This window comes from Nitratireductor aquibiodomus NL21 = JCM 21793 (assembly GCF_000615975.1).
Classification (GTDB): Bacteria; Pseudomonadota; Alphaproteobacteria; order Rhizobiales; family Rhizobiaceae; genus Nitratireductor; species Nitratireductor aquibiodomus.
The window spans coordinates 1-25,074 of sequence record NZ_BAMP01000064.1; the positions used below are offsets into that span (position 1 = coordinate 1).

Sequence of the window (25,074 nt, forward strand, 5' to 3'; positions counted from 1 at the left end):
CGCGTGCAGCGCGTGGCCCGCGAGATCGGCTACCAGCCCGACCGCGCCGCGCGGCACCTGCGCACGGGGCGTACCAATGTGATCAGCTTCGTGCTCGACCCTCACGACGAATTGCTGGGCTTTTCCACCTCGATGATCAGCGGCCTGGCGCGCGCCCTGCGCGACACCCAGTATCATCTAGTGATCACACCGCATTTCGCCGAAGTCCCCTCGATCGATCCAATCGAGTACATCCTGCGCAACCGCATGGCTGACGGCGTTGTCTTTTCGCGGACCGAGCCGAAGGATCCGCGCGTCAAGCTGCTGATGGAAAACGACTTTCCCTTCGTGTCGCACGGGCGCACGGATCTCGGGGTCGAGCACGCCTTTGTGGACTACGACAACGCAGCCTTTGCCCGAATGGCGGTGGAGCGCCTTGTATCGAAGGGCCGGCGCCGGCTGGCGCTGATCCTGCCGCCGGACCGATTCATGTTCCGAAGGCACCTGCGCGACGGGTTTCAGGAGGCCGTGGAGAAAAGCGGCGTCGCGTCGGAACTGCCGGGCGACATCAATCTCGACAGCGATGCGGCCGACTTATACGCATGGCTGAGCTGGCGGCTGAAACAGCCCGAACCGCCGGATGGAATGGTGTGCGCAGGTGAGGTTTCCGCACTTTCGATCATGGCCGCGCTGAGCGATCAGGGTCTTACTGTGGGCAGGGATTTCGACCTTGTGGTCAAGCAGACCTCGCTGCTCTACGACGAGGTGCGCCCGCGCATCGATGCCGTCTACGAGGACATCGCGGAAGCGGGCGAAAACCTCGGCAGATTGCTGATCCGAAGGATCGCCGGCGAAAGACCGGGTGCGCTGCAGTTTCTGCAGGAGCCTGTCCCGCGCTTTGCCGATCTCGGCCACGGAACCCGCGCCGCCATCGGCACGCACCAGACCGCATGAGGCAGGTCAGCAGCCGGCCGCGCCCTCCCTGTCTTCGAGCAGACCACGCAGCGCGGCGATCATTTCGGCAACTTCCTGATTGTTGACCACATTGATGGAGAGCAGTTCCATCGCCCGCACCCCGTGCACCACCAGAAGAGCGATCACAGCGAGGGACGGATCGCTCGCGGTGGCTTTCATCTGGTCGAGCACTTCGCGCTCGTATTTCTGAACCGGCTTCAGGAAATCCGGGTTTTCAGCCAGCGCGGCCAGCAGGCCGGACGGCGGCGGCTGGCATTCCTTCCGCTCCTCGACAAACAGGTCGATATAGGCCTGCACGACGCCATTGGTGCTCTTTTCATGCGCCTGTTTGCGCTCCTGGAACTTGTCGTACTCTTCACTGATGAACCCCTCGACAAGGGCTTCGAACAGTTTCGACTTGCTGGAAAAGTGATAAAGCAGCCCGCCCTTGGAGACGCCCGCGCGCGCAGCGACCGCATCCAGAGACATGCTGGCAGCACCCGCCTCACGGACAATCTCGGCTGCTGCATCAAGGATTTTCTCCCGTGCGCCGGAGCTCGGTCTCACCATTCCTGACATCCTGAAGCTTGACAATACCGTCCAGACGGTACAGTAAAGCGCCGACATTTGGCAAGCCAAGTTTGCGATGCGCTCTTGTTCAGGAGCGGCAGCGTCGCTATCTGCGCCACTCTTATGTAAACTAATCGATATTATTCCCAATGCCTCCGGGGTCCGACGACATGATCAAGCGTCTTCTCATTGCCATCGTCCTGCTTGCGCTCGTTGCGGGCGGCATAGTTGGCTTCAATATGTTCCGGGATCAGGCGATCCAGCAATTCTTCGCCAACATGCCCGTTCCCACCGTCACCGTTTCGACCGTCGAAGCGGAGGAAGGGAAATGGACGCCCGCAATCGAGGCTATCGGTACCGTCAACGCCAACCAGGGTGTTGACCTCACGGTCGAGACCACCGGCATCGTCACGCAGGTCCGCTTTGAAGCCAACCAGCAGGTCAAGGCCGGCGACGTTCTCCTCCAGCTTGAGGACAACATCCAGCAGGCCGATCTGAGCGCCTCGCGCACCCAGGCAGCACTGGACCAGCAGGCGCTCGATCGTGCCCGCGAACTGCGCAGCCGCGGCGTGAGTTCCGGCGTTTCCCTCGACAATGCCGAGGCCGCCGCCCAGGCGTCCGCAGCGCAGGTGCAGAAGGCAGAAGCCGTCCTGCAGCAGCGCCAGCTTCGCGCGCCGTTCTCCGGCACGATCGGCATTCCGCGCATCGACAAGGGCCAGTATCTCTCGCCGGGAACGATCGTCGCCACGCTGCAGGACATCGAAACGATGCGTGCGGACTTCACCGTTCCCGAGCAGCAGCTCGGAAACCTGAAGATCGGCCAGCCGGTGCGGCTTTCGCTCAACAATGACAGCGAAGAGTTCGAAGGCGAGATCACCGGCATCGACCCGAAAGTCGATCCTTCAAGCCGCCTCGTTTCGGTGCGCGCGCGCATCGACAACACGTCCGGCAAGCTCACCCCCGGCCAGTTCGTGCAGGTGCAGGTCATCCTGCCGGAAGAAGACGGTGTGATCTCGCTGCCGCAGACCGCCGTCGTTACCAGCCTCTACGGCGACTATGTGTTTGTTGCCAGGAAGCCGGAGAACGCAGATGAAGGCGCGGAAGGCGAGGAGAAACTCGAGGCCCGCCAGACCTTCGTGCAGGTCGGTCGCCGTTCCGGAAACCTTGTGGAAGTCCGCTCGGGCGTCGAACCCGGCGACATCATCGTGACAGCCGGACAGAACCGCCTCTCCAACGGCACCCCGGTTGCCATCGACAACACGATCAATCCCGGCAGTTCAGAGAGCTCCGGCAAAGAAAACTCCGGCGCGCCAGAGACCGGGCAGAAGCCGGCCAACGATGACGCCAAGGCGGAAGAGGCGGCAGCCCAATGAGTTTTTCCGACATCTTCATCCGCAGGCCGGTCCTTTCGACCGTCCTCGGACTGCTGATCCTGCTGCTTGGCTTCCAGGGACTGTTCAACCTGCAGGTTCGTCAGTATCCGGAGGTCGAGGAGACGGTGATCACCGTCACCACGATCTATCCCGGCGCCAGCGCCGACCTGATCCAGGGTTTTATCACGGCCCCCATCGCACGGGCGGTGGCGACGACCGAGAACGTGGATTACGTCACGTCACAGAGCCGCCCATCGGCGAGCACGGTCAGCGTGCAGATGCGGCTTGGCTCGGACCCCGACGTCGCGCTGACGGAGGTTATGTCCAAGGTGCAGCAGGTGCGCAGTGAACTGCCTGCGGACGCCAAGGACCCGACCATCGTCAAGGGCACGGGCATGCAGTTCGCCACCATGTATCTGGCGATGCAGAACCCGAATATGTCGAGCGAACAGCTCACCGAATACATCGAACGCGTTATCCGCCCGCGCATGTCGACCATCCCCGGCGTTGCGAGGTGCAGATCATCGGTGCGGCGAACTATTCGATGCGCGTGTGGATCGACCCCGTGCGGCTGGCTGCACGCCAGCTTACCGCGGCCGAGGTGTTAGCCGGCATCAAGGCATCGAACTTCCTTGCCGCACCCGGCAAGACCGAAAACGAATATGTCGCCTACGCGATCTCGATGGAGTCCACGCTGCAGACGCCGGAAGCGTTTGGAGCCCTGCCACTGAAGGCATCGGGCGACGATGTGGTGCGTCTGCGCGACGTGGCCGATATCGAGCTTGCCGCCGAGAGCACGGACATGGTGGTGAGCTTCAACGGTCAGCCAGGCACCTTTATCGGCGTCTTCCCGACACCGGGCGCCAATCCGCTCGACATGGCGGGTGCCGTGACGGAGGAGCTGCCGTCGATCCAGTCGAGCCTGCCTGAAGGCATGAGCATCGAGGTTCTTTACGACGCGACAGAATCCATCAGCGCCTCCATTGACGAGGTCTTCAAGACCATCATGGAAGCGGTGCTGATCGTTATCGTCATCATCCTCCTGTTCCTTGGCTCATTCCGCTCGGTGCTGATGCCGATCGTGACGATTCCGCTTTCGCTCATCGGCGTCTGCTTCATCCTGTTCGCGCTCGGCTATTCGATCAACCTCCTGTCGCTGCTGGCCATGGTGCTGGCTATCGGCCTGGTGGTGGATGACGCCATCGTTGTGGTGGAAAACATTCACCGGCATATCGAGGAAGGGCTCTCGCCCCGCCGCGCAGCCTTTGTCGGCATGAAGGAGATCACGGGCCCGGTTGTCGCCATGACGATCACCTTGCGGCCGTCTTTGCGCCACTCGCCTTTACCGGCGGCCTGACCGGCTCGCTGTTCCGCGAGTTTGCGATGACGCTTGCCGGCGCCGTTGTGATTTCCGGTGTCGTCGCGCTTACGATCACGCCGATGATGTCGGCGCGCATTCTCAAGCGCGGCAACCACAGCCGGTTCCAGATTATCGTCGACACCACGTTCGAAAGGCTTGCCAATTTCTATGAACGGATGGTCAGCGGTTCGCTCAAATACCGCCCCGTCACGATGCTGGTGGTGCTCGTCCTTCTCGGGCTGACCGGTTTCATGTTCATGAATACGTCCAGCGAGCTGGCACCGGAGGAAGACGAGGGCGCACTGTTCTCGCTGATCACCGCGCCATCCTATGCGACGACCGACTATACCACCCTCTACACGACGCAGATGCGTGAGCTGACCAAGGATCTCCCCGAGCTCAAGGCCAACTTCTCCATCGTCGGCTTTGGCGGGCAGACCAATTCGGGCATCGCGCTCTGGGCCTTCAAGGACTGGGCGGATCGCGAGCGGTCGCAGAAGGAAATCCAGCAGGATATCCAGGCAAGGCTCTCCGGCATCGCCGGCGTCGAGGCCCTCGTCTTCGCGCCGCCTTCGCTTCCCGGCGCCGGCGGTGGTCTGCCGATCTCGCTCGTGATCCAGTCGACCAGCGATTCGGCGCGCGTCTTCGAGGTAGCCGAGAAGATCAAGGAAGAAGCGCAGGCCTCGGGCCGCTTCATCGTCGTGCAGAACTCGCTCGCCTACAACGCGCAGCAGGTTGTGGTGACGGTGGACCGAGATCGGGCCGCAGCACTCAACCTGCCGGTTTCCGATGTTGGCACGACACTCAGCCTGCTTGTCGGCAGTGGTTCGATCGCGCAGTTCGACCGCGATTCAAACAGCTACGACATCATCATGCAGGTGCCGCAGGAATACCGCGAGAATCCGGAAAGGCTGGGCGACTTCTTCGTGCGCAGCGCGACGGGCGAGATGGTGCCGCTTTCGGCGGTCATCACCGTGTCAACCGATGTTTCGGCGGCGGCGATCGAGCAGTTCAACCAGTTGAACTCGGCAACGATCTCGGCCCTGCCGGTGCCCGGTGTTTCGACCGGTGACGGCCTCGCCGTGATCGAGGACATAGCCCAGAACACCATCCCGGACGGCTTCTTCATCGAGTATTCGGGCCAGTCGCGGCTTGAAGTGGAGCAGGGCAACACCATCCTGATCGCCTTCGCGCTCGCCGTGGTGGTGATCTATCTGGTGCTGGCCGCCCAGTTTGAGAGCTTCCGCGATCCGCTCATCATCATGATGACGGTGCCGCTGTCGATCTTCGGCGCCATTCTGCCGCTCAATCTGGGACTGTCGACGCTGAACATCTACACCCAGGTGGGCCTGATCACGCTCATAGGCCTGATCACCAAGCACGGCATCCTGATGGTGGAGTTTGCCAACCAGCAGCGAGAGGAGCACGGCCTGTCGCGCGTCGAGGCGATCGTCGCTTCGGCCAAGGTGCGCCTGCGCCCGATCCTCATGACCACGGCCGCCATGGCGCTCGGCGTCGTGCCGCTGATCATGGCGGCAGGTGCGGGCGCTGCGGCGCGCTACTCGATGGGTCTTGTCATCTTTACCGGCCTGATCATCGGCACCATGTTTACGCTGTTCGTGGTCCCGATGTTCTATACCTACATTTCCAAGGCGAGGCTGGTGACCGAGGAAGACGACCACCCGGGCGAACAGGCGCAGCCCGCGCCGGCCGCTGAATAGCAGCAAGGTCAGGCCCCGCTTCGGCGGGGCCTTTCTTTTGGGTCATTCAGGCGACTCATTTTTTGTTTTCCCCGGCAATCCGAATTGATTGGAGCGACCGGGCGCTTCCTTCCTTCTCGCCACATTCTTGATGAGGGTGGCATCCGGGATGAACCCGGGGTCGGGCATTTCAATTCCCTCCAGGGGTCAAGACCTGGAAGGGGACATCCGAAAGGAAGGAATTCCATGATGATACTTCGAACAGGACTGCGTACCGTCGCGGCTGCCTTTACCATTTCTGCCGGCGCGGCCATGATCTCGCCGGCCCTGGCCCAGGATGCCGTACCGTCGCCTTCGCCGGCGCCCCAGGCGCAGGCGCAGTCATTCGACGATCAGAAGCTGCAGGCCTTCACCGTGGCATTTCTCGCCGTCAGCGGTGTGAAGGAGCAATATACGGAACGGTTCCGTCAGGCGCCTTCGGAAGACGAGAAGCAGAAGGTTCAGGTCGAGGCGACACAAGAGATGGAACAGGCCGTCGACAAGACGGAGGGCATTTCGGTGGATGAGTACAACCAGATCATCCAGTCGGCCCAGACCGATGAGGCGCTGGCCCAGAAGCTGAACGGCATGATCGGCGAAGCCGCGAAGTCGCAGCAGTGACGTGAACGCGGGGAAGGGGCGTCGTCAGACGCCCTTTTCCAGCTCCTCAAACAGCGCGACCACCGCATCGCGGGCAACGGCGATGTGATAGCGCAGCGCCTCGCGCAGCTCGTCTCCGTCGCGCTTCCTCAGTGCATCCATGATTGGCTCGTGGGTCTCGGCCATGCGCTGCGGATCGTCGTAGATCTTGCCGATCAGGGTGATGCCGGCGCGCATCTCGGTCGCCAGTTCATCGTAGACCCTTATGAGACGGGCATTCCCGCTCGCCTTGCAGATCATGCGGTGGAAGGCGAAGTCTTCGAATATCTGTGTCTCGATCGATGCCTGGCCTGCCGTACCGTAAAGACGGCCAAGCTGCTTTTCCAGAGCGGCGATGTCGGCATCCGTGGCACGTTCCACGGCGAGATAGCCCGCATGCAGCTCCAGGCCGATGCGCAGCTCGTAGATGTCGCGCATCTCGCTCGCGCTGAACGTGCGCACGAAGAAGCCGCGTCGCGGTGAAAAGGTGACAAGGCCCTGGCTTTCAAGAAGCCGGGCAGCCTCGCGGACAGGCGCGCGGCTGGTACCGAACTGACGCGATAGCTGAAGCTCGGTCAGCCGCTCGCCGGGCTTCAGATGTCCCGTAACAATCGCCTCGGTAATCTGCCGGGCAATCTGCGTCACCAGATCCGTCGTGGACACTTCCGAAAACACGCTCACGGCCGTTTCCCCAAAACTTCCCCTCCCAATGACATCGCAGCGAAGACGCGGCGGATGCCGATCCACTATGACAGGCAAAATGCCGATTGTCGACAATTGACACTTTGTCGCGCCTGTGCTTGCCTGTCTCCCAACAAACGGCTCTGAGGGGAGCCGCGCAAAAACGACATGGACACCGTTCGGCACCGGGCGGTTCGCGCGAGGGAGATGTTGATGAACGTTCAGCCCCAACCGGTTTCGGCGGCCGATACCGGGCAGCCACGCGAGAGGATCGAGTTGGCCGCCGCCTACCGCCTGATCGCGCATTATCATCTGGACGACAGCATCTTCACGCATATCTCGGCCCGCGCACCGGCGGAGGAAGGCGAGCACGCCTTTCTCATCAACCGTTCGGCCTGCGCTTCGACGAGGTGACGGCTTCGAGCCTCGTGACCGTCGACATCAATGGCGACATCCTGCGCGACAATCATGGTGCGGGCATCAACAAGGCCGGTTTCACCATCCACAGCGCGGTTCACGCGGCGCGACCGGATGTTCATTGCGTGCTCCACACGCACACGGTGGCCGGTGTCGCAATCTCTTCCATGGAAGAGGGCATACTGCCGCTGAACCAGTGGTCGCTGCAATTTCACAACCGGCTTGCCTTCCATGACTATGAAGGCATCGCGCTCGATCTCGGCGAGCGCGAGCGGCTTGTGGCCGACCTCGGCGACCGCAATGTCATGGTCCTGCGCAATCACGGGCTTCTGACCTGCGGGCGCACGGTGGGCGAGGCTTTTGCGCTAATGTTCAACATGGAGCGTGCCTGCCGCGCCCAGCTCGCCATCATGTCTTCGGGCGGCAGGCAGATCCGCATCGCCGAGGAACTGGCCGAGAAAACGGCGCGTCAATATGAGGGCTGGGACACCCACCACACCGGCAACAAGCCTGACCCGCAATGGGAGGCGTTTCAGCGCCTCGCCATCAAGCACTATCCCGACCTCGTGGAATGAGGCCGGACTGAAGCAAAGCCACCATCCCGGCCGGTCAAGGGAGAACGACCTCTCGCCGGGCAACAGATAAGGGAACGAAAGCCATGCTTAAAAGACTGACCACACTTGCCGCCGCCATGCTGGTTTCAACGGCGCTCCATGCCGAGCCGGTCTCGGGCGGGCGCGCCAATGTCGTGATCCAGCCCGAACCGCCAAGCCTGATGATGGGTCTGGTCCAGAACGGCCCAACCCAGATGGTTGCCGGTCAGATCTATGAGGGTCTGCTGCGCTACGACGAGAAGCTGCAGCCCATGCCGCAGCTCGCGAAATCCTGGGAAGTTTCCGAGGACGGCCTGACCTATACTTTCAAGCTGCACGACAATGTGAAATGGCATGACGGCGAGCCGTTCACCTCCGCCGATGTCGTGTTTTCCGCCGATGTCTTCCTGCGTGAGACCCATGCGCGCCTGCGCACATCGCTGGAGCATGTGGATTCCATCACCGCGCCCGACGACACCACGGTCGTGTTCAAGCTGAAGCAGCCCTTCGGCCCGTTCCTCGGCATTTTCGAGGCCGGCACGATGCCGATGGTGCCCAAGCACATCTATGAAGGCACGGACTACAAGAACAACCCGGCCAACAACACGCCGATCGGCACCGGTCCGTTCAAGTTCACCGAATGGGTGAAGGGCTCGCATATCCTGCTCACCAAGTTCGAGGATTACTACGAGGACGGCAAACCCTATCTCGACGAGATCTACTGGCATGTGATCCCGGACGCTGCCTCGCGCGCCGTTGCCTATGAAACCGGCGTGGTGGACATTTTGCCCGGCGGCTCGGTCGAGAATTTCGACGTCCAGCGGATCGCAGACATGGAGAACACCTGCATCACCGACAAGGGCTGGGAGTATTTCGGTCCGCTGTCGTGGATGTGGCTGAACAACCGCGAAGGCCCGACGGCCGACAAACGCTTCCGCCAGGCGGTCATGTATGCGATGGACCGCAACTTCGCCCGCGACGCGCTGTGGAACGGTCTCGGCAAGGTTGCCAAAGGTCCGGTGTCCTCGTCGACGCGTTTCTTCACCGACGACGTGACCGCATATGACCACGACCCGGAGAAGGCCAAGGCCCTGCTCGAAGAGATGGGCTATGACGGCGAGACCGTGCGCCTTCTGCCGCTGCCCTATGGCGAAACCTGGCAGCGCTGGGCAGAGGCCGTGAAGCAGAATCTCGGCGAAGTGGGCATCAATGTCGAGATCGTCTCCACCGATGTGGCCGGCTGGAACCAGAAGCTGGCCGAGTGGGACTACGACATGGCCTTCACCTATCTCTACCAGTATGGTGATCCGGCACTGGGCGTGGCCCGCACCTACATTTCCACGAACATTGCCAAGGGCTCGCAGTGGAACAATGTGGAAGGCTACGAGAACAAGGAGATCGACGATCTCTTTGCCAAGGCCGCGGTGGCCGTGACGACGGAGGAGCGCCAGAAGCTCTACACCGAGGTGCAGCAGAAACTGGTGGATGACGTGCCGGTGGCCTGGCTTCTCGAACTCGGTTTCCCGACCATCTATCGCTGCAACGTGAAGGATCTCGTCACCACGGCCATCGGCGTGAATGACGGCTTCAAGGACGCCTATATCGAAAAATAGGCGACTGCCCGATCCGGGAATGCGCGGGCGAACCGCCCGCGCATCCTCACCTTGAGTCCGATCCTGCAGGGGCCCGATGCTACGCTTCATACTCATGCGCCTGGGCAAGGCGGCGATCATCCTGATCGCCATCCTGACGCTCAACTTCTTCCTGATCCACGCCGCGCCCGGCGATCCCGCTGCGGTGATGGCAGGCGAGGCGGGGGCCGCCGACGCAAAGTTCATCGCGCAGCTTCGCGAGCAGTTCGGCCTCGACAAACCGCTGCTCACCCAGCTCGGGATCTATCTCAAGGGCGTGCTGCAGTTCGATCTCGGCTTTTCCTATCGTCAGCAGATGCCGGTGGCCGATCTCATTCTCGACCGGCTGCCCGCCACGCTGCTTCTGACCATGACGGCCTTCGTCATCTCGCTGGTTCTGGGTACTCTGGCAGGCGTTCTCGCCTCCGCGCGTGTCGGAAAATGGTCGGACACGGCGATCTCCACCCTAGCGCTGCTCTTCTATGCGACCCCGCTCTACTGGGCGGCGCTGATGGCGGTGCTTCTGTTCTCCGTCTATTTCAACTGGCTGCCGGGTTTCGGCTATGAGACGGTGGGGGCGAACTACACGGGCTTTCGCCGTGCGCTCGACATCGGCCAGCATCTCATCCTGCCAGCCACCACGCTCGGCCTCTTCTTCATGGCGGTCTATATGCGCATGACGCGGGCTCCATGCTCGAAGTCAGCCAGCTCGATTTCGTCAAAACGGCGCGGGCCAAGGGGCTGAAACCCGGCATCATCCAGCGCCGTCACATTTTCCGCAACGCCATGCTGCCGGTGGTGACGCTCGCCGGCCTTCAGGCGGGCCAGCTCGTCGGCGGCGCGGTGCTGACGGAAACCGTGTTCGCGTGGCCGGGCATCGGGCGGCTGATGTTCGAGGCGCTCGCCCAGCGCGACTACAATCTGCTTCTTGGCGTGTTCTTCGTGTCCGCAGCCATGGTGCTCCTGTTCAACCTCATCACCGACATTCTCTATCGGTTCGTTGACCCAAGAATCCGGGTGGCATGATGGCTGATTTCTGGAAACGCTTCTCCCGCAATCGTGGCGCCGTGATCGGCCTTGCGATCCTCGTATTCGTCATACTGGTGGCGCTGCTTGCGCCGCTCATCTTCCCGCAATCGCCGTGGCGCATGGTGCAGCGGCCTTTCCTTGCGCCCTTCGCCATGGACCAGTATCCACTGGGAACGGACGCGCTTGGCCGCGATGTGATCTCCGGCCTTGCCTATGGGGCGCAGGTCTCTCTTCTCGTCGGTCTCGTCTCGACGGTCGCCGCCCTTTTGATCGGCATCCCCATCGGTGCGCTTGCCGGCTATTTCGGCGGCTGGGTGGACGACGCGCTGATGCGCTTTACCGAGTTCTTCCAGACCGTGCCGAGCTTTGCGCTCGCCATCGTTCTGGTGGCAATCTTCCAGCCCTCGATTGAATCGATCATCGCGGCAATCGCCATCGTGAGTTGGCCGCCGGTCGCGCGCCTCGTGCGCGGCGAGGTGCTATCGCTGCGCTCGCGCGAATATGTGGAGGCCGCCATCCTTTCGGGCCAGACCAGCCTGACGATCATTCTGCGGCAGGTTCTGCCCAACACGATCTCGCCCATCATCGTGCTTGCCTCGCTGATGGTGGCAACGGCGATCCTTCTGGAATCCTCGCTCTCCTTCCTCGGGCTCGGCGACCCCAACCTCATGTCGTGGGGCTACATGATCGGCGCGGCGCGCACGGTGATACGGCAGGCCTGGTGGCTTTCCTTCTTTCCCGGCGTTGCCATTCTGCTCACCGTTCTGGCGCTGAACCTGATCGGCGAAGGCTGAACGATGCGCTCAACCCGCGCCTTGCGCGGCGCGGCAAATAGGAGGGCGCGATGACAGACCCCGTTCTCAGCATCAGGAACCTGAAGATCGCGCTGCCGGAGGGTGCGGACCGCGACTTTGCCGTCAACGACATCACCTACGATCTCTATGCGGGTGAAATTCTCTGCATCGTCGGGGAATCGGGTTCCGGTAAATCCATGTCGGCCAATGCGGCCATGGGGCTTTTGCCCGATCTGGTGCGGCCGGTGGGTGGCGAGATCCTCTTCGAGGGCACCGATCTTCTGAAGCTGTCGGAAACCGAGATGATGGATCTGCGCGGCAAGAAGATTGCCATGATCTTTCAGGAACCCATGTCGGCGCTTAACCCGCTGATGCGGGTGGAAGACCAGATCGCCGAAGTGTTCGAGGCGCATGGTCTCCTGACGCCGAAGGAACGCGCCGCGCGCGCCATCGAACTCCTGACGGAAGTGGGCATTCCCGACCCGGAAAAGGCGGCGCGCGCCTATCCGTTCCAGCTTTCCGGCGGCCAGCGGCAGCGCGTGATGATCGCCATGGCACTGGCGCTCGAACCGCGCATGCTGATCGCCGACGAGCCGACCACCGCGCTTGACGTGACCACGCAGGCGCAGATTCTGGAACTGATCCGCAATCTGCAGGAAAAGCACGGCATGGCGGTGATGTTCATCACCCATGATTTCGGCGTCGTTGCCGAGATCGCCGATCGCGTGGCGGTGATGCAATATGGCAAGATCGTCGAGGCCGGCACCGCCGACGAGGTTTTGGACAATCCGCAGCATGAATACACGCAAAAGCTGATCGCGGCGATCCCGAAGCTTGCCGCCGAGGCGAGCGAAGGGATGGCGGGAAAGACGCCGATCCTCGAAGTGGAAGGGCTCAACAAGACCTATGTGACCGGCGGTGGTCTGCTCTTTTCCAAGCCGCGTATCGTTCACGCGGTCAACGATGTGAACCTGACGCTTTGCGAAGGCGAGACGCTGGGCATTGTCGGCGAATCCGGCTCCGGCAAATCGAGCGTCGGGCGCTGCCTCGTGCGGCTGATGCAGCCGGATTCCGGCACGGTGAAGCTCGCCGGCCACGACATGGCGCAGCTTTCGGGCGAGGCGCTGCGCGAGGCGCGCAAATCGATCCAGATGATCTTTCAGGATCCCTATGCCTCGCTCAATCCGCGCTCCAAGGTGGGCCGCATCATCGCCGAGGGGCCGATGGCGCACGGGGTTTCCAAGCAGGAAGCCTATGCGCGCGCGGTGAAACTTCTGGAACTGGTGGACCTCGATGCGCTCGCCATCGATCGTTATCCGCACGAGTTTTCCGGCGGGCAGCGCCAGCGCATCGGCATTGCCCGCGCACTGGCGCTGGAGCCGCGCGTCATCATTGCTGACGAGGCGGTTTCGGCACTCGACGTTTCCATTCAGGCGCAGGTGCTCGATCTTCTGGCGGAGCTCAAGGAGCGGCTCAATCTGGCGCTGATCTTCATCACCCACGATCTGCGCGTCGCCGCCCAGATCTGCGACCGCATCGCCGTGATGCAGAAGGGCAAGGTGGTCGAGATGGGGCCGGCGCATGCCATCTTCAACAACCCTCAGAGCGACTACACGCGCACCCTGATCGAGGCTATTCCCGGCCGCGAGAAGGAGCTGGCGGCGGCGGGGTGAGAATGGTGGCAGTGTCTTGCTGTGGCAGTGCAGTGCGTGCCCATTCCCTCGCCCTTCGACAAGCTCAGGATGAGGGAACGGGCATGGAGAGGCTGGTGCCTACCGCGGCGTCTTGCTGTGGCAACGCGGTGCGTGCCCATTCCCTCGCCCTTCGACAAGCTCAGGATGAGGGAATGAGCATGGACAGGCTGGCGGGTGTGGCGAAGGATTGCAAAACGTCCGCGCTTCCGACACCGGCCCTTAGCCGCTTCTCAGCTACACCGCTCAGCCAGCAGTCGCCAAGACCAGCTCTCAGCGAGCTTTCGCTACCACAAGCCCTCATCCTGAGCCTGTCGAAGGGCGAGGGCGGGATGACGGGCGCAAGCATTCGACGTTCTGCTGCTGCACGACCTGTAACGGCGGGAGAAGCAGCGCGCGCCATCGCTCACCACTCTCAACACTAATCTGCAGGAACCACCGACGTGGACGAACAACTGGCACAGAAGATCCTCGCAGCCGTCGAGGAAGGCTTTGAAGAACAGATCGGCTTTACCGAAGACCTGATCCGCTTTCCCTCGCTGCGCGGAAAGGAAAAACCCGCACAGGAATTCGTGCACAAGGCGCTCGAAGCGCGTGGCTATGCGGTCGAAACCTTCCATATCGACGAAGACAAGATCAAGGATCATCCGGGCTTCTCGCCCGTGGCCGTCGATTATTCCGACGCGGTGAATGTGATCGCCACCCACGAGCCGCGTGAAAACAGGGGCCGATCGCTGATCCTGAACGGTCATATGGATGTGGTGCCGGAAGGCCCGCACGACATGTGGGAGGTCTCGGCACCCTATGAGCCAAAGCGCGAGGGCGACTGGCTTTACGGGCGCGGCGGCGGAGACATGAAGGCCGGCATCGCCGCCAATATTTTCGCACTCGACGCGCTGCGCCGCATTGGCCTGCAGCCGGCGGCGAAAGTGCATGTGCAAAGCGTGGTGGAGGAAGAATGCACCGGCAATGGCGCGCTCGCCTGCCTGGTGGAGGGCTATACGGCGGATGCCGCGATCATTCCCGAGCCGGAAGACGAGATGCTGGTGCGCGCCAATACCGGCGTTTTGTGGTTCGAGGTGAATGTGTCGGGCCACCCGGTGCATGTGCGCGAGGCGGGCACGGGGGCCAACGCCATCGAGGCGAGCTTCCGCGTGATCGAAAGCCTGAAACGCCTGACCGCGGAATGGAACGCCGAAAAGGCGAACTATCCCTATTTCGAGGAGCTCGATCACCCGATCAATTTCAATGTCGGCAAGATCGAGGGTGGAGACTGGGCCTCCACCGTGGCGGCCTGGTGCAAGCTCTCCTGCCGCATCGCCATCTATCCTGGTGACGACCCGAAGGACCGGGCGGCGCAGATCGAGGCGCATCTGGCGCGTGAGCTGGCCGATGATCCCTTTCTCGGAAACCGTCCGCCGGAAGTGATCTGGAACGGATTTTTCGCGCGGGGCTATGTGCTGGAGGAAGGGACCGACGCCGAAAAGGCGCTGGCCGAAGCGCACCGCGCGGCGACCGCGAGCGAACTGAAAAGCTTCGTGACGCCGGGCTATCTCGATGCGCGGGTCTTCGTGATCTATGCGGGCATGCCGTGCCTTGTCTATGGCCCGATCACCGAGAACATCCACGGTTTCGACGAGCGCGTGAGCCTTTCCTCCATCAAGCGGGTGACGGGCGCGATCGCGCTTTTCATCGCCGACTGGTGCGGCGTGGAACCCATCGATGCGGAGGCCGCAAATGGCTGACGGACGGGTGATCGAGGGTGTTTATCTCAGCACCGCCTTCGATCTTCACGCGCTTTATGGCCATGCGCTGGCACCGCATGCAGGCACGATACGCCTGCGCCATCCGCATGAGATCGACGATCCTTCGGCGATCCGCTTCGCGCTTTGCTGGCGGCCGGCGGACGATGCCTTTCTGCCCTATCCGAACCTGCGGCTGGCAAACTCCATCGCCGCCGGCGTTGACAGCATCATCAATTGCCCCAGCCTGCCCGCAGAAGCGCTGGTTGCGCGGGTGCGCGACGAGGACCAGGGCGACGTGATGGCCGGGTTCGCGGCATGGCATGTGGTCTGGCATCATCGAAACATGCGCCATCACATCGTTCATGAGGCGAAGCACGAATGGGCGCGGCTCATCCCGTCCATCATGAAGCCGCCGCGCGAGACGCCGGTGGGCATTCTCGGTTTCGGCCTGATGGGGCGCGCGATCGCCCGCGCGGTGACGGCCATGGGGTTCCCGGTGATTGCGGCGGTGCGCAACACGCCGACGGAGGATGTGCCGGGCGTGCGCTTCGAGAGCGGGCAGGGGGCAGCGCTTAGGGTTGCGGAGCAGGCCGCCATCCTCATCAACGTTCTGCCGCTGACGGGAGAGACGCGCGGCCTGCTCAATCTCGATTTCTTCAACCGCATGCCGGAAGGCGCCGCACTCATCCAGCTTGGGCGAGGCGAACATCTGGTCGAGGCCGATCTCCTGCGCGCGCTCGACAGCGGGCGCATTGCCTCCGCCTCGCTCGACGTTTTCGACGTGGAGCCGCTGCCCAAAGAGCACCCCTTCTGGGCGGATGAGCGCATTCTCGTGACGCCGCATCAGGCGGGCGATTGCTCGCCGCACACGATGGCCGAACAGCTTGCCCGCGCCGCACAGGCAGTGGTGGCAGGAGAAATACCGGAAACGGTGGTCGACAGATCCAACGGATATTGAAGGACGACAATGAAAGCCATTTTCGACGAACGCCAGTTGCGGCACACGCCGGAGCGCTATTTCCGGCGCGGGGCCTATATGCCCCATCCCGAGCAGGCTGAACGCGCGATCCTGATCCGCGACATGCTCATCAGGAATGACTTTCCGATCGAGACCCCGCGCGATTTCGGCGACGGGCCGATCAAGGCCGTGCATGACCCGGACTATGTGGATTTCTGGAAAGACGCCTATCAGCGCTGGCGCGCGGAGGCGCCGGATCAGGAACCGATCCCAAACTGCCATCCCGGCCCGCGCCGGGGGCGGCCTTCCTCATCGGTTTTCGGCCAGCTTGGCTGGTGGGCGACCGACACGTCGGTTCCGCTGACGGAAGGCACATGGGATGCCGTCTACTGGTCGGCGCAGACCGCGCTTGAAACCGCCGAACGCGTGAAGGAAGGCGAACGCATGGTCTATGGCCTGTGCCGCCCGCCGGGACACCACGCGCTTTCCAATGCGTCGAACGGCTTCTGCCTCTTCAACAACGCGGCCATCGCAGCGCAAAGCCTGCGCGAACGCTTCGGCAAGGTGGCGGTGCTCGACATCGACACGCATACGGGCAATGGCACGCTCGACATTTTCTATGATCGCAGCGACGTTTTCGTCTGCTCGCTGCACACCGATCCCGACCTCTACCCGACCTATTATCTCGGCTATGAGGACGAGCGCGGCGAGGGCGAAGGCGAGGGCGCGACGCTCAATCTCTGCCTGAAACCCGGAGCGGACACGGACACGATCCTTGGCCGGTTCCGCGAGGGGCTTTCGGCCATCACCGCGTTCGGCGCGGAGGCGCTGGTGATTTCGCTTGGGCTCGACATGGCGGCGGACGATCCGCTCTCGGAGGTGAAGCTCACGGGCGACGGCTTTGCCACCATGGCGCGCGAGATCGCGGCTCTGGGGCTGCCAACGGCGCTGATCCAGGAAGGCGGGTATCTGGGGCCATCGCTTTCCAGAAATGCGGAGATTTTCCTCACCGCCAGCCGCGAGGCGCTGGCGGGCTGAGACAGCTCAGAGCGTCATTGTACGCTTTGCGGATCGGGTGCTGGCTGAACCGGGGTGACCGGTCTTGCCAGCGCCCGCTCGCGGAACACGATGTAGAGCCCGGCTCCGATGGTGATGGCGATGCCAAGTGCGGCCAGCCCATTGGGCAGATCGCGGAAGATGAGCCAGCCAATGACCGTGGCGAAGGGGATCTCCAGATACTGGATCGGCGCCACGGTGGCCGATGGCGCAAAGCGCAGCGACCACGTCATGAGAAGGTGGCCGAACGTGCCGAAGAAGCCGGAGGCGACAAGAAGCAGCATTTCCCGCATGTCGGGCTTGACCATGCGCAGCTGCGGCAGATCCAGCCCCAGATTCAGCATGGCCACGAAACCAAAGCCGATCATGCATAGATGCCGCTGACCACCTGAAGCGCGATAGGGTCGGCATCGCGCGAGATCTGGCGCGTCACCAGCATGTAGCCGGAGAAGGCCACCGCCACGAGAAGCGGCAGAAGCGCGGGCGCGCCGACGGTGAGGAAGCTCGGCTGCACAACGAGCATGGTGCCGATGAAGCCGACCGAACAGGCGGCGAGACGCCTCGGCCCGATGTCCTCGCCCAGAAAGAACTTTCCAAAGGCCAGCATGATGAAGGGCATGACGAAGGCGATGGCCACGCATCGGCCAGCGGCAGATAGCGCAGCGACATGAACATCGCGCCGATGCCGGCAATGTGAAGTGCCGTGCGCAACACGGTGAGGCGCATGACGCGCGACGGCAGAAGAAGTGTTTTCCCGCTCCACCACACGACCGGCAGGAGAAACACCACCTGCGCAGCGAAACGCACCACCAGCAGCTCGAAGAGCGGGATGGTCTCGCCCAACAGTTTCGCAATCGAGTCGCCCAGGGGGGCGACCGCGCAAAACCCGATCATCAGAAGGATGCCGACAAGCGGCCGGTCGTTTGACATTGCGCGACCCTATGGAGCGATGTCCGGCCGCGCAATGTCACATGGCGTCAAAACGGTACGGCCAGCGAGGGAAATCCCGCACTGGCCGGTTTGACCTTATGCGGCCTGAGCCTTCGGGCCGGTCTCGGGCTGGTAGGTGCGGCCGAAGCGGTTTGCCAGAAAATCCTCAAGCGCGATGTCTTCTTGCTGGACAAAGCCCTTCGACGGAAGCTTGCCGTTGGCGAGCAGGTCGAGCACGGTGCAGATGCCGGCGGCGGTGGTCTTCTGGATGGCGCTGCGGGCAGTTGGCCCGGCCGGGTCCGCAAACACGCTGTTGGCGTAGCTCTCCTGCACCAGTCGGCCATTCTTCAGGCCGGTGATGGTCACGAAGATCACCACCACATCCTGCATTGTGGTGGGCAGAGCGTGCTCGAAAATCTCTTTCAGAAGATCGCGGCGCTCGATCAGGCGCAGGTCGTTCAAAAGCATCTTCATGATCGAGGCATGACCCGGATAGCGGATCGTGCGGTAGTTGAGATTGCGCACGCGGCCCTTGAGCGACTCGCAGATGGAGCCGAGCCCGCCGGAGGTGTTGAACGCCTCGTAGCGCACGCCGTCGAGCGAGAACTCCTCGTGACCTTCAAGCGGCGCGACTTCCTTCATCTCGCCATCGACGATGGCTTCGCAGGGCTCGCAATACTCGTTGATGACGCCTTCCGGCGACCAGGTGAGATTGTAGTTTAGCGCATTGGCCGGAAACTGCGGCAGCGCGCCGACCCGCATGCGCACATCGTGCAGCGTGTCGAAACGCTTGGCCAGCGAATTGGCGGCGATGGTGATGAAGCCCGGCGCCAGCCCGCACTGGGGGATGAAGGCCGTTTCGGCGCTGGCGGCAATCTCCTTGACGCGGCGCGTACTTTTCACGTCCTCGGTCAGGTCGAGATAGTGAACGCCTGCCTCGGCGGCGGCCTCGGCAATGGGAACCGTGAGGTGATAGGGCGCGGCGTTGAGCAGGGCGAACTTGCCCTTGAGCACGGCGGCAAGCGCCTTCGTGTCGGAAAGGTCGACCGCGACGCCTGAAATCTGCGGATGGGAGGAGAGGGCCGCGAGCTGATCGGCCGAACGGTCGGCGACCGTGACCGTGTAATCGCCGGCGGCGACCAGCATGTCTGCGATGGCGGCGCCGATGCGCCCGGCTCCGGTGACGACGATTTCCTTCATTCCGTTCCCTTTTCGATTGTGTCTGGCGATTCTGTCGGATCGGCGTTCAGTCTGGCGCTGTTCGACGTTGAATCGAAGCATCGTTTCGGGTAATTTTATCCTTGGATTTATACATATCGACGAATCTATCGATCATTATGACGACTGATGCAGACCGCGCGGTGATCGCGCTCTTGCGTGAGAATGCGCGCATGCCGGTTTCGGAAATCGCCCGGCGGCTGGGCGTCTCGCGCTCCACGGCGCAGAGCCGGCTGGAGCGGCTTGAGCGCAGCGGAACGATTGCCGGCTATATGGTGCGGCTGTCGGGCGAATATGACGCCGCGCAGATCCGCGCCCATCTTCTGGTGACGGTGTCGCCAAAGCTTTCCGGCGATGTGATTACGGCGGTGGAGAAGATGAGCGCGGTGCGCACGGTTCACTCCGTGAGCGGATCGTTCGACATGATTATCATCGTCGAAGCGCCTTCGGTGGCCGAGCTCGATGCGGTGATCGATACGATCGGGGCGCTGAAGGGCGTCGACCGGACAATGAGCTCGATCGTCCTGTCAACGCGGATCGACCGGTAAGGCTTCAGCGATCCGCTGACGCGAAACCGTCATCCCGGAAGTCCGAAGGGCTATCCGGGACCCATTGGAAGAACGCCATGGAGCGCGGCCCGGCAGTGGTTCGGCTGGATGGGTGCCGGTGGCGCCTTCTGCGGAGATCGGCCTTGCCGCTCAATGGGTCCCGGCTCTCCCTCCGGTCGGCCGGGATGACGTCAAAGTTGCACCGCTACTCCACCGCCATCCGCGCCGCGCCCCGCCTTCGGGCAATCTCGTAGGCGACGGCCCCAAACACAGTGATCGCGATCATGATGAGCGCCAGCGCGTTGACGGCGGGTGTGAGCCCCGTGCGCACCTTGGTGGCGATGTAGACCGTGAGCGGCGTATCGAACCCGCGCACGAAGAGCGTGGTGTTGTAGTTTTCGATGGACTGGAGAATGGCAAGAAAGCCGGCGGCGATGAGCGCCGGTTTCAGGAAGGGCAGCAGAACGCGGCGGAAAACCATGAATTTCGACGCGCCGAGGCCGAGGGCCGCTTCTTCCTGCGTGGGATCGAAACGCTGGAGGCGCGCCGTAATCATCAGCATCACATAGCAGATGATGAAGCTTGCCTGAGCGACCACGATCAGGAAAACACCGCCCCCGACGCCAAGCTGCCGCCACAGAACCAGCGTGGCGATACCGATGACCACGCCGGGCGTGAGCAGCGGCGACACCATGACCGCATACATGAAGCTGCGCGCGCGCGCATGCAGGCTGGTAAGAACGAGAGCCGCCGCCGTGCCGATGGGCAGGACGGTGATGACCACGAAGAAAGCGACGATGAAGGAGGTCCACAGCGACTGCCACATGCCGCCATCGCTCCACAGCGCGTCGAACCATTGCAGCGTTGTGCCGCGCCACGGCGTTACCGTGGGGAAGCGGCTTGTGTTGAACGTGGCGATGCCCATGATCGCGAGCGGCGCGAAGAGATAGAGAAAGAACGCCACCATATAGAAGCCGAACATGGCACGGGCGATGCGGTCGGCGGCACTCATGCGCGACCCTCCGGGGTTGGCCGGAGAGGCCGGTGCGGCCCCTCATACGCGTTATTGCTTGGCCTTGCTGAAGGCGTCATCCCGGAAACCCGAAGGGCTATCCGGGACCTATTGGAAGAATGCCATGGGGCGTGGCCCGTTTTTGCTTTGGGTGTATTCCGGAGATCCCGGCACTTTCTGCGCAGATCGGCCGCGTCTCTCAATGGGTCCCGGCTCTCCCTCCGATCGGCCGGGATGACGGCGGGACCTTCTCCTAGCATGCGCAAACAAGCAGTCCGAAGGGCAGGTGAGGGGCAGCGCCCACGCCTGTTCGTGGCCACGGCACTCATTTCGCCACCTCCGTCAGGCTCACGCGGGCAATGCGCAGCGTGACGAGCACCACCGCAAGGCACAGAACCAGGAGAACCAGCGCATAAGCTGCACCGCGGTTCCAGTCGCCGCCCTCGAAGAACCAGTTGTAGATGATCTCGGTGAACCAGCGACTGCCCGGCGCGCCGAGAAGGGCCGGCGCCACATAGCTGCCGGCGGCAAGCATGAAAGTGAAGACGCAGCCCGTGGCGATGCCCGCCTTGGCGTGCGGAATGACCACCCGCCAGTGAATGCGCCAGGTGGATGCGCCGAGGTCGCGCGCGGCCTCGATCTGCGATTTGTCGAGCGATTCGATGGCGTTGTAGATCGGGAACAGCATGAACAGGATGTAGGCATAGGTCATGCCCGCCAGAACGCCGCCATCGCCATACCAGCGCACCGGCTCGTCGATGATGCCGAGCGACAGGAGGAAAGCGTTCAGCGGCCCGCGAAACGCGAGCAGGATATACCAGGCGAGCGTGCGCAAGACCTCGTTGATCCAGAACGGGATGGTGAGTGCCAGAAGTACCACCGCCGTCTGGTTCACCGTCGCGTGCTGGGCAAGCCAGAACGCCATCGGATAACACACCAGAAAGGTGATGAAAGCGACGAGCGCGCTCGCCCAGACGGTCTTGAAGAAGATCGCGCGGTGAACGCCCTCATTGGCCAGATAGAGAATGTTGTCGAGCGAATAGACATCGTTCGGCCCGCCAAGCTGCGACGGCGGCAGGTTGGGCCGCAGCGCGTAGTCGATCATCATGACATTGGGCGCAAGCACCATGCCGGCAAGCCACGCGCCGACCAGCGCCAGAAACAGCGTGCCGAGGCCTCCGCCAAAACGCCTGTAGAGCTCAGACATCGGGCAGCACCACCGCGTTTGCGCTTTCAAAGCCGAAGCCGGATTTCTCGCCGATGGCGGGGGCGCTCGCAAGTTCGGTGCTGGCGATTGAAGCCACCAATGGCGTGCCGTCTTCGGCAACGCCGTGCGCCAGCGCAAAAGCGCCCTCGAAATCGATGCGCTCGATGGTGGCGGCAAGCCGGTTCGCCCCGCCTTTTGGCTTCAGCGCTTCGGGCCGCACATAAAGCTTTGCCGCCGCGCCGCCGGAAAGCCCGTCTCCGGCGCGGCCGGTCAAGGTTCCATGGGCGGTTTCCACCGTGGCGATGCCGTTGTCGATGCCCTTCACCGTGCAGGAGAGCGCGTTGGTCTCGCCAACGAAGGTGGCGACGAAGGGCGTGGCCGGATTGTCGTAAAGCTCGCGCGGCGCGCCCACCTGCTGCACCACGCCGGCGCTCATCACCGCCACGCGGTCCGACATGGCAAGCGCCTCGGACTGGTCGTGCGTGATGTAGATGAAGGTGACGCCGGTGCGCTTTTGCAGGGCGCGAAGCTCGGCGCGCATGTGCTGGCGCAGTTTGAGATCGAGCGCGGATAAGGGTTCGTCGAGCAGCAGCACCTGCGGCTCGACCGCAAGCGCGCGGGCAATGGCGACGCGCTGGCGCTGGCCGCCCGAAAGCTCGCCCGGCATGCGGTCGCCATAGCCTTCAAGCGCGATCAGTTTCAGAAGATCGTTCGCCTTCTTGCGGCGCTCGGCTTTCGAGACGCCGCGCGCCTCAAGCCCGAAGGCGATGTTTTCCCACACGGGCATCAGCGGGAAGAGCGCAAGCGACTGGAAGATCATCGCCGTCGGGCGCTGATTGGGGCCCAGCGGTGTCATGTCCTTTTCGCCGATCAGGATGCGGCCCTCGGTGGGGTTCAGGAAACCGGCAATGACGCGCAGAAGCGTGGTTTTGCCACAGCCGGACGGCCCGAGAATGGAGAAGAATTCTCCGCCTTCAACCGTGAAGGAGACGTCGTCGACGGCGCGGGTCGCGCCGAATGTGACGCCGACATGATCGAGCTCTACGGAATGTGACATGGTCCTCCCCCGGGGTCCCCCGGTGCTTTGTGGGCTTTCGCAAGGATTGTCAGGTAACGCCCGCCCCTCATCCGCCTGCCGGCACCTTCTCCCCGCAAGCGGGGAGAAGGAAGATGGCCGCAACGTCTATGCCACCTTCTCCCCGCGTGCGGGGAGAGGGTAAGGGTGAGGGGCGCGCGCCGTCAGTTCATCCGGCTTCCTCAGGCCGAGAGGAAGCGGTCCTGATATTCGTTGCGCTTGGCGACGAACCAGCTTTCCTGGATCGGCCACCACCACAGCTTGTCCAGCGCGTCGCCCGGATAGGCGGCGGCGAAGAACGCCTTGGCGTCGTCCGAGGTCTTGTCGGCGGCACCCACGGCGGTGGAATTGATCGAGGTGGCGTTGGTGTACATGGCGCCGGCTTCCGGCGTCAGGAACCAGTTGATGAAGGCATAGGCCTGGTCGAGGTTTTCCGCACCCTTCGGGATCGCCACGCCTTCCATCCACGCCAGCGCGCCTTCCTTCGGCGCGATGAAGCCGATGGGCAGGCCTTCCTTGGCGAGTGCCGCGGCGGTCGAATCCCAGGTCTGGCCGATGGCGCAGCCATTCACGCGGAACGCGCCCTGCGCCTCGTTTTCATTGGACCAGAACTGCGCGATGTTGGCCTTGCGGGCAACCGCCTCCTCAAGGATCGCATCGTAGATCTTGACCATGTTCTCTTCAGATTTGAAGGCGTCGGCCATCGGCATGGGCAGCTTGCCCTCGCCTTCGAGCCACAGGCCGAGGCCAACGAGGCCCGAATGGCCGCGCACCGTGGCCTTGCTCTTCATTTCCGGCTTCCAGATGTCGCCATAGGAAGCAGTGCCATAGTCGAGCGGGGCCTGATCCTTGTCGAAGGAAACGGCTTCCGTGCCCCAATCGGTCGGCACCTGATAGCGCTTGCCATCGATGACCGCGCCGAGATTTTCGGAGTTTTTCCACGCGCTCGGCAGGCAGTTGTCGACGTTGACCTTGCTTTCGTCGATCGGCTGCACCAGCTCGAACTCGACATAGTTGGGCACGCGGTCGACCGTCGGCCAGATGATGTCGAAGCCGCCGCCATTGTTGGCGCGAAGCTGGTTCAGAAGTTCGTCATTGGTGCCGTAGGGCGTGTAGTTCGCCTTGATGCCGGTCTCTTTTTCGAAAGCGGCGAGCATCTCGTCGTTCAGATAGCCGGCCCAGGCGAAGATGTTGACCGAACCGGAGGAGCCCTGCGCATAGCTGCGCGAAATGAACGGAGCGGCAAGCGAAAGGCCGGCCACCGAAGCAGCGCCCTTGATGAAGTTGCGTCGTCTAATCAATGTCATGAATGCACTCCCCTGATTTCTGCGTTGAGATCGCAGGCGTTATTCCCGCTATGTTACAGCGCGATGACCGGGCGGCAACAAAAATCAGAGTTTACGAGTGAAGTCGCTCAAAGTCTCAGGAGATCGACAGTCTTTCCGCCACGTTTTTCAGACTGGCGAGAGCTGTTTCGACATTCGCCGCCTGCGCGTCGTCGAGTTGCTCGAAGTAAGGGCAGGTCAGCACAGCGAGCGCATCGCCCGAAGGGCCGAAGACGGGGACGGAGATATCGCGCACCCCGACGAGCTGGAGGCTGTTGCCGATTCGGTGGCCGTTGGAGCGGACTTCTTCCAGCGCAGGCTCCATCTCCGCCAGATGTTTCACCTGCGCGGAACTGCCCCAGATCGCCAGGGTCTCGTTGCGCCGGTCCGGGCTCTGGAAAGCGAGCAGCGTCTGGCCTGAACCGGTGGTGAGCAGATCGAGCTGGGCACCGGGACGCAGGCGAAACTCCCAGTTGGCGGGGCTGCTCGCCTGGGCGACCACGATGGCATAACCGCGCTCGGGCGCCACCAGATGCACCGATTGATGCGT

19 protein-coding genes and 4 pseudogenes are annotated in these 25,074 nt (G+C 62.7%); 13 read left to right on the top strand and 10 right to left on the bottom strand.

Annotated features, from left to right (window positions below):
• On the top strand, window positions 1–933 hold a 933-nt coding region (locus JCM21793_RS16065; RefSeq protein ID WP_025031019.1), incomplete at its 5' end, for a LacI family transcriptional regulator.
• 6 nt (window positions 934–939) lie between these two features.
• On the opposite strand, the gene JCM21793_RS16070 is transcribed toward JCM21793_RS16065, so the two are convergent.
• Window positions 940–1,503 (bottom strand): TetR/AcrR family transcriptional regulator, encoded by a 564-nt coding sequence (locus tag JCM21793_RS16070; protein WP_007007300.1) that lies wholly within the window; start codon window positions 1,501–1,503, stop codon window positions 940–942.
• 170 nt (window positions 1,504–1,673) lie between these two features.
• Between JCM21793_RS16070 and JCM21793_RS16075 the strand changes: the two genes are divergently transcribed.
• The 3 genes and pseudogenes from JCM21793_RS16075 to JCM21793_RS16085 all read left to right on the top strand — a co-directional run bounded on the left by JCM21793_RS16075 (window position 1,674) and on the right by JCM21793_RS16085 (window position 6,596).
• Window positions 1,674–2,876, top strand: coding sequence for an efflux RND transporter periplasmic adaptor subunit (locus tag JCM21793_RS16075; RefSeq protein WP_025031020.1), 1,203 nt, complete (start codon window positions 1,674–1,676; stop codon window positions 2,874–2,876).
• Window positions 2,873–5,957, top strand: a pseudogene (locus tag JCM21793_RS26480) (efflux RND transporter permease subunit). Before JCM21793_RS16075 ends, JCM21793_RS26480 begins: the two are co-directional and overlap by 4 nt.
• A 225-nt stretch (window positions 5,958–6,182) precedes the next feature.
• Window positions 6,183–6,596, top strand: a complete 414-nt coding sequence (locus JCM21793_RS16085; RefSeq protein ID WP_007007298.1) for a DUF4168 domain-containing protein — start codon at window positions 6,183–6,185, stop codon at window positions 6,594–6,596.
• A 24-nt stretch (window positions 6,597–6,620) separates the two neighbouring features.
• Here JCM21793_RS16085 and JCM21793_RS16090 read toward each other — a convergent pair whose 3' ends face one another.
• Window positions 6,621–7,295 (bottom strand): GntR family transcriptional regulator, encoded by a 675-nt coding sequence (locus JCM21793_RS16090; RefSeq protein WP_007007297.1) that lies wholly within the window; start codon window positions 7,293–7,295, stop codon window positions 6,621–6,623.
• A gap of 213 nt (window positions 7,296–7,508) precedes the next feature.
• On the opposite strand from JCM21793_RS16090, the pseudogene JCM21793_RS26485 reads away from it, so the two are divergent.
• The 8 genes and pseudogenes from JCM21793_RS26485 to JCM21793_RS16130 all read left to right on the top strand — a co-directional run bounded on the left by JCM21793_RS26485 (window position 7,509) and on the right by JCM21793_RS16130 (window position 17,191).
• Window positions 7,509–8,287: pseudogene (locus JCM21793_RS26485) on the top strand (class II aldolase/adducin family protein).
• An 83-nt stretch (window positions 8,288–8,370) separates the two neighbouring features.
• Complete coding sequence (locus JCM21793_RS16100; RefSeq protein ID WP_025031022.1) at window positions 8,371–9,918, top strand: ABC transporter substrate-binding protein; 1,548 nt, start codon at window positions 8,371–8,373, stop codon at window positions 9,916–9,918.
• A 76-nt stretch (window positions 9,919–9,994) separates the two neighbouring features.
• Window positions 9,995–10,962: pseudogene (locus JCM21793_RS26490) on the top strand (ABC transporter permease).
• Window positions 10,962–11,800: pseudogene (locus JCM21793_RS26495) on the top strand (ABC transporter permease). Before JCM21793_RS26490 ends, JCM21793_RS26495 begins: the two co-directional pseudogenes overlap by 1 nt.
• A 9-nt stretch (window positions 11,801–11,809) precedes the next feature.
• Complete coding sequence (locus JCM21793_RS16115; RefSeq protein WP_025031023.1) at window positions 11,810–13,432, top strand: ABC transporter ATP-binding protein; 1,623 nt, start codon at window positions 11,810–11,812, stop codon at window positions 13,430–13,432.
• 461 nt (window positions 13,433–13,893) lie between these two features.
• A complete protein-coding gene (locus tag JCM21793_RS16120) occupies window positions 13,894–15,195 on the top strand; it encodes an ArgE/DapE family deacylase (protein ID WP_025031024.1) in 1,302 nt (433 codons plus the stop codon).
• Complete coding sequence (locus JCM21793_RS16125; RefSeq protein WP_025031025.1) at window positions 15,188–16,153, top strand: NAD(P)-dependent oxidoreductase; 966 nt, start codon at window positions 15,188–15,190, stop codon at window positions 16,151–16,153. The genes JCM21793_RS16120 and JCM21793_RS16125 overlap by 8 nt, the downstream gene beginning before the upstream one ends.
• A gap of 9 nt (window positions 16,154–16,162) precedes the next feature.
• Window positions 16,163–17,191, top strand: coding sequence for a histone deacetylase family protein (locus tag JCM21793_RS16130; protein ID WP_025031026.1), 1,029 nt, complete (start codon window positions 16,163–16,165; stop codon window positions 17,189–17,191).
• A gap of 14 nt (window positions 17,192–17,205) precedes the next feature.
• On the opposite strand, the gene JCM21793_RS30490 is transcribed toward JCM21793_RS16130, so the two are convergent.
• From JCM21793_RS30490 to JCM21793_RS16140, 3 genes are all read right to left on the bottom strand, one after another.
• The gene (locus tag JCM21793_RS30490) at window positions 17,206–17,577 is read right to left on the bottom strand and encodes an EamA family transporter (protein WP_244439809.1); all 372 of its coding nucleotides are present in this window, start codon (window positions 17,575–17,577) and stop codon (window positions 17,206–17,208) included.
• On the bottom strand, window positions 17,574–17,846 hold the full coding sequence (locus tag JCM21793_RS30495) for a DMT family transporter (RefSeq protein WP_244439810.1): 273 nt from the start codon (window positions 17,844–17,846) through the stop codon (window positions 17,574–17,576). Before JCM21793_RS30495 ends, JCM21793_RS30490 begins: the two co-directional genes overlap by 4 nt.
• Window positions 17,847–18,235: 389 nt before the next feature.
• Entirely contained in the window at window positions 18,236–19,339 is a 1,104-nt protein-coding gene (locus JCM21793_RS16140; protein ID WP_025031027.1) for a saccharopine dehydrogenase family protein, read from the bottom strand.
• 137 nt (window positions 19,340–19,476) lie between these two features.
• On the opposite strand from JCM21793_RS16140, the gene JCM21793_RS16145 reads away from it, so the two are divergent.
• Complete coding sequence (locus JCM21793_RS16145; RefSeq protein WP_025031028.1) at window positions 19,477–19,905, top strand: Lrp/AsnC family transcriptional regulator; 429 nt, start codon at window positions 19,477–19,479, stop codon at window positions 19,903–19,905.
• Between the two features lie 205 nt (window positions 19,906–20,110).
• On the opposite strand, the gene JCM21793_RS16150 is transcribed toward JCM21793_RS16145, so the two are convergent.
• From JCM21793_RS16150 to JCM21793_RS16170, 5 genes are all read right to left on the bottom strand, one after another.
• Window positions 20,111–20,917, bottom strand: a complete 807-nt coding sequence (locus JCM21793_RS16150; protein WP_025031029.1) for an ABC transporter permease — start codon at window positions 20,915–20,917, stop codon at window positions 20,111–20,113.
• 325 nt (window positions 20,918–21,242) lie between these two features.
• Window positions 21,243–22,124, bottom strand: coding sequence for an ABC transporter permease (locus tag JCM21793_RS16155; protein ID WP_025031030.1), 882 nt, complete (start codon window positions 22,122–22,124; stop codon window positions 21,243–21,245).
• Entirely contained in the window at window positions 22,117–23,181 is a 1,065-nt protein-coding gene (locus tag JCM21793_RS16160) for an ABC transporter ATP-binding protein (RefSeq protein ID WP_025031031.1), read from the bottom strand. Before JCM21793_RS16160 ends, JCM21793_RS16155 begins: the two co-directional genes overlap by 8 nt.
• Window positions 23,182–23,381: 200 nt before the next feature.
• A complete protein-coding gene (locus JCM21793_RS16165) occupies window positions 23,382–24,506 on the bottom strand; it encodes an extracellular solute-binding protein (RefSeq protein WP_025031032.1) in 1,125 nt (374 codons plus the stop codon).
• Between the two features lie 115 nt (window positions 24,507–24,621).
• The coding region (locus JCM21793_RS16170) for an IclR family transcriptional regulator domain-containing protein (RefSeq protein WP_025031033.1) at window positions 24,622–25,074 on the bottom strand (453 nt) is incomplete at its 5' end.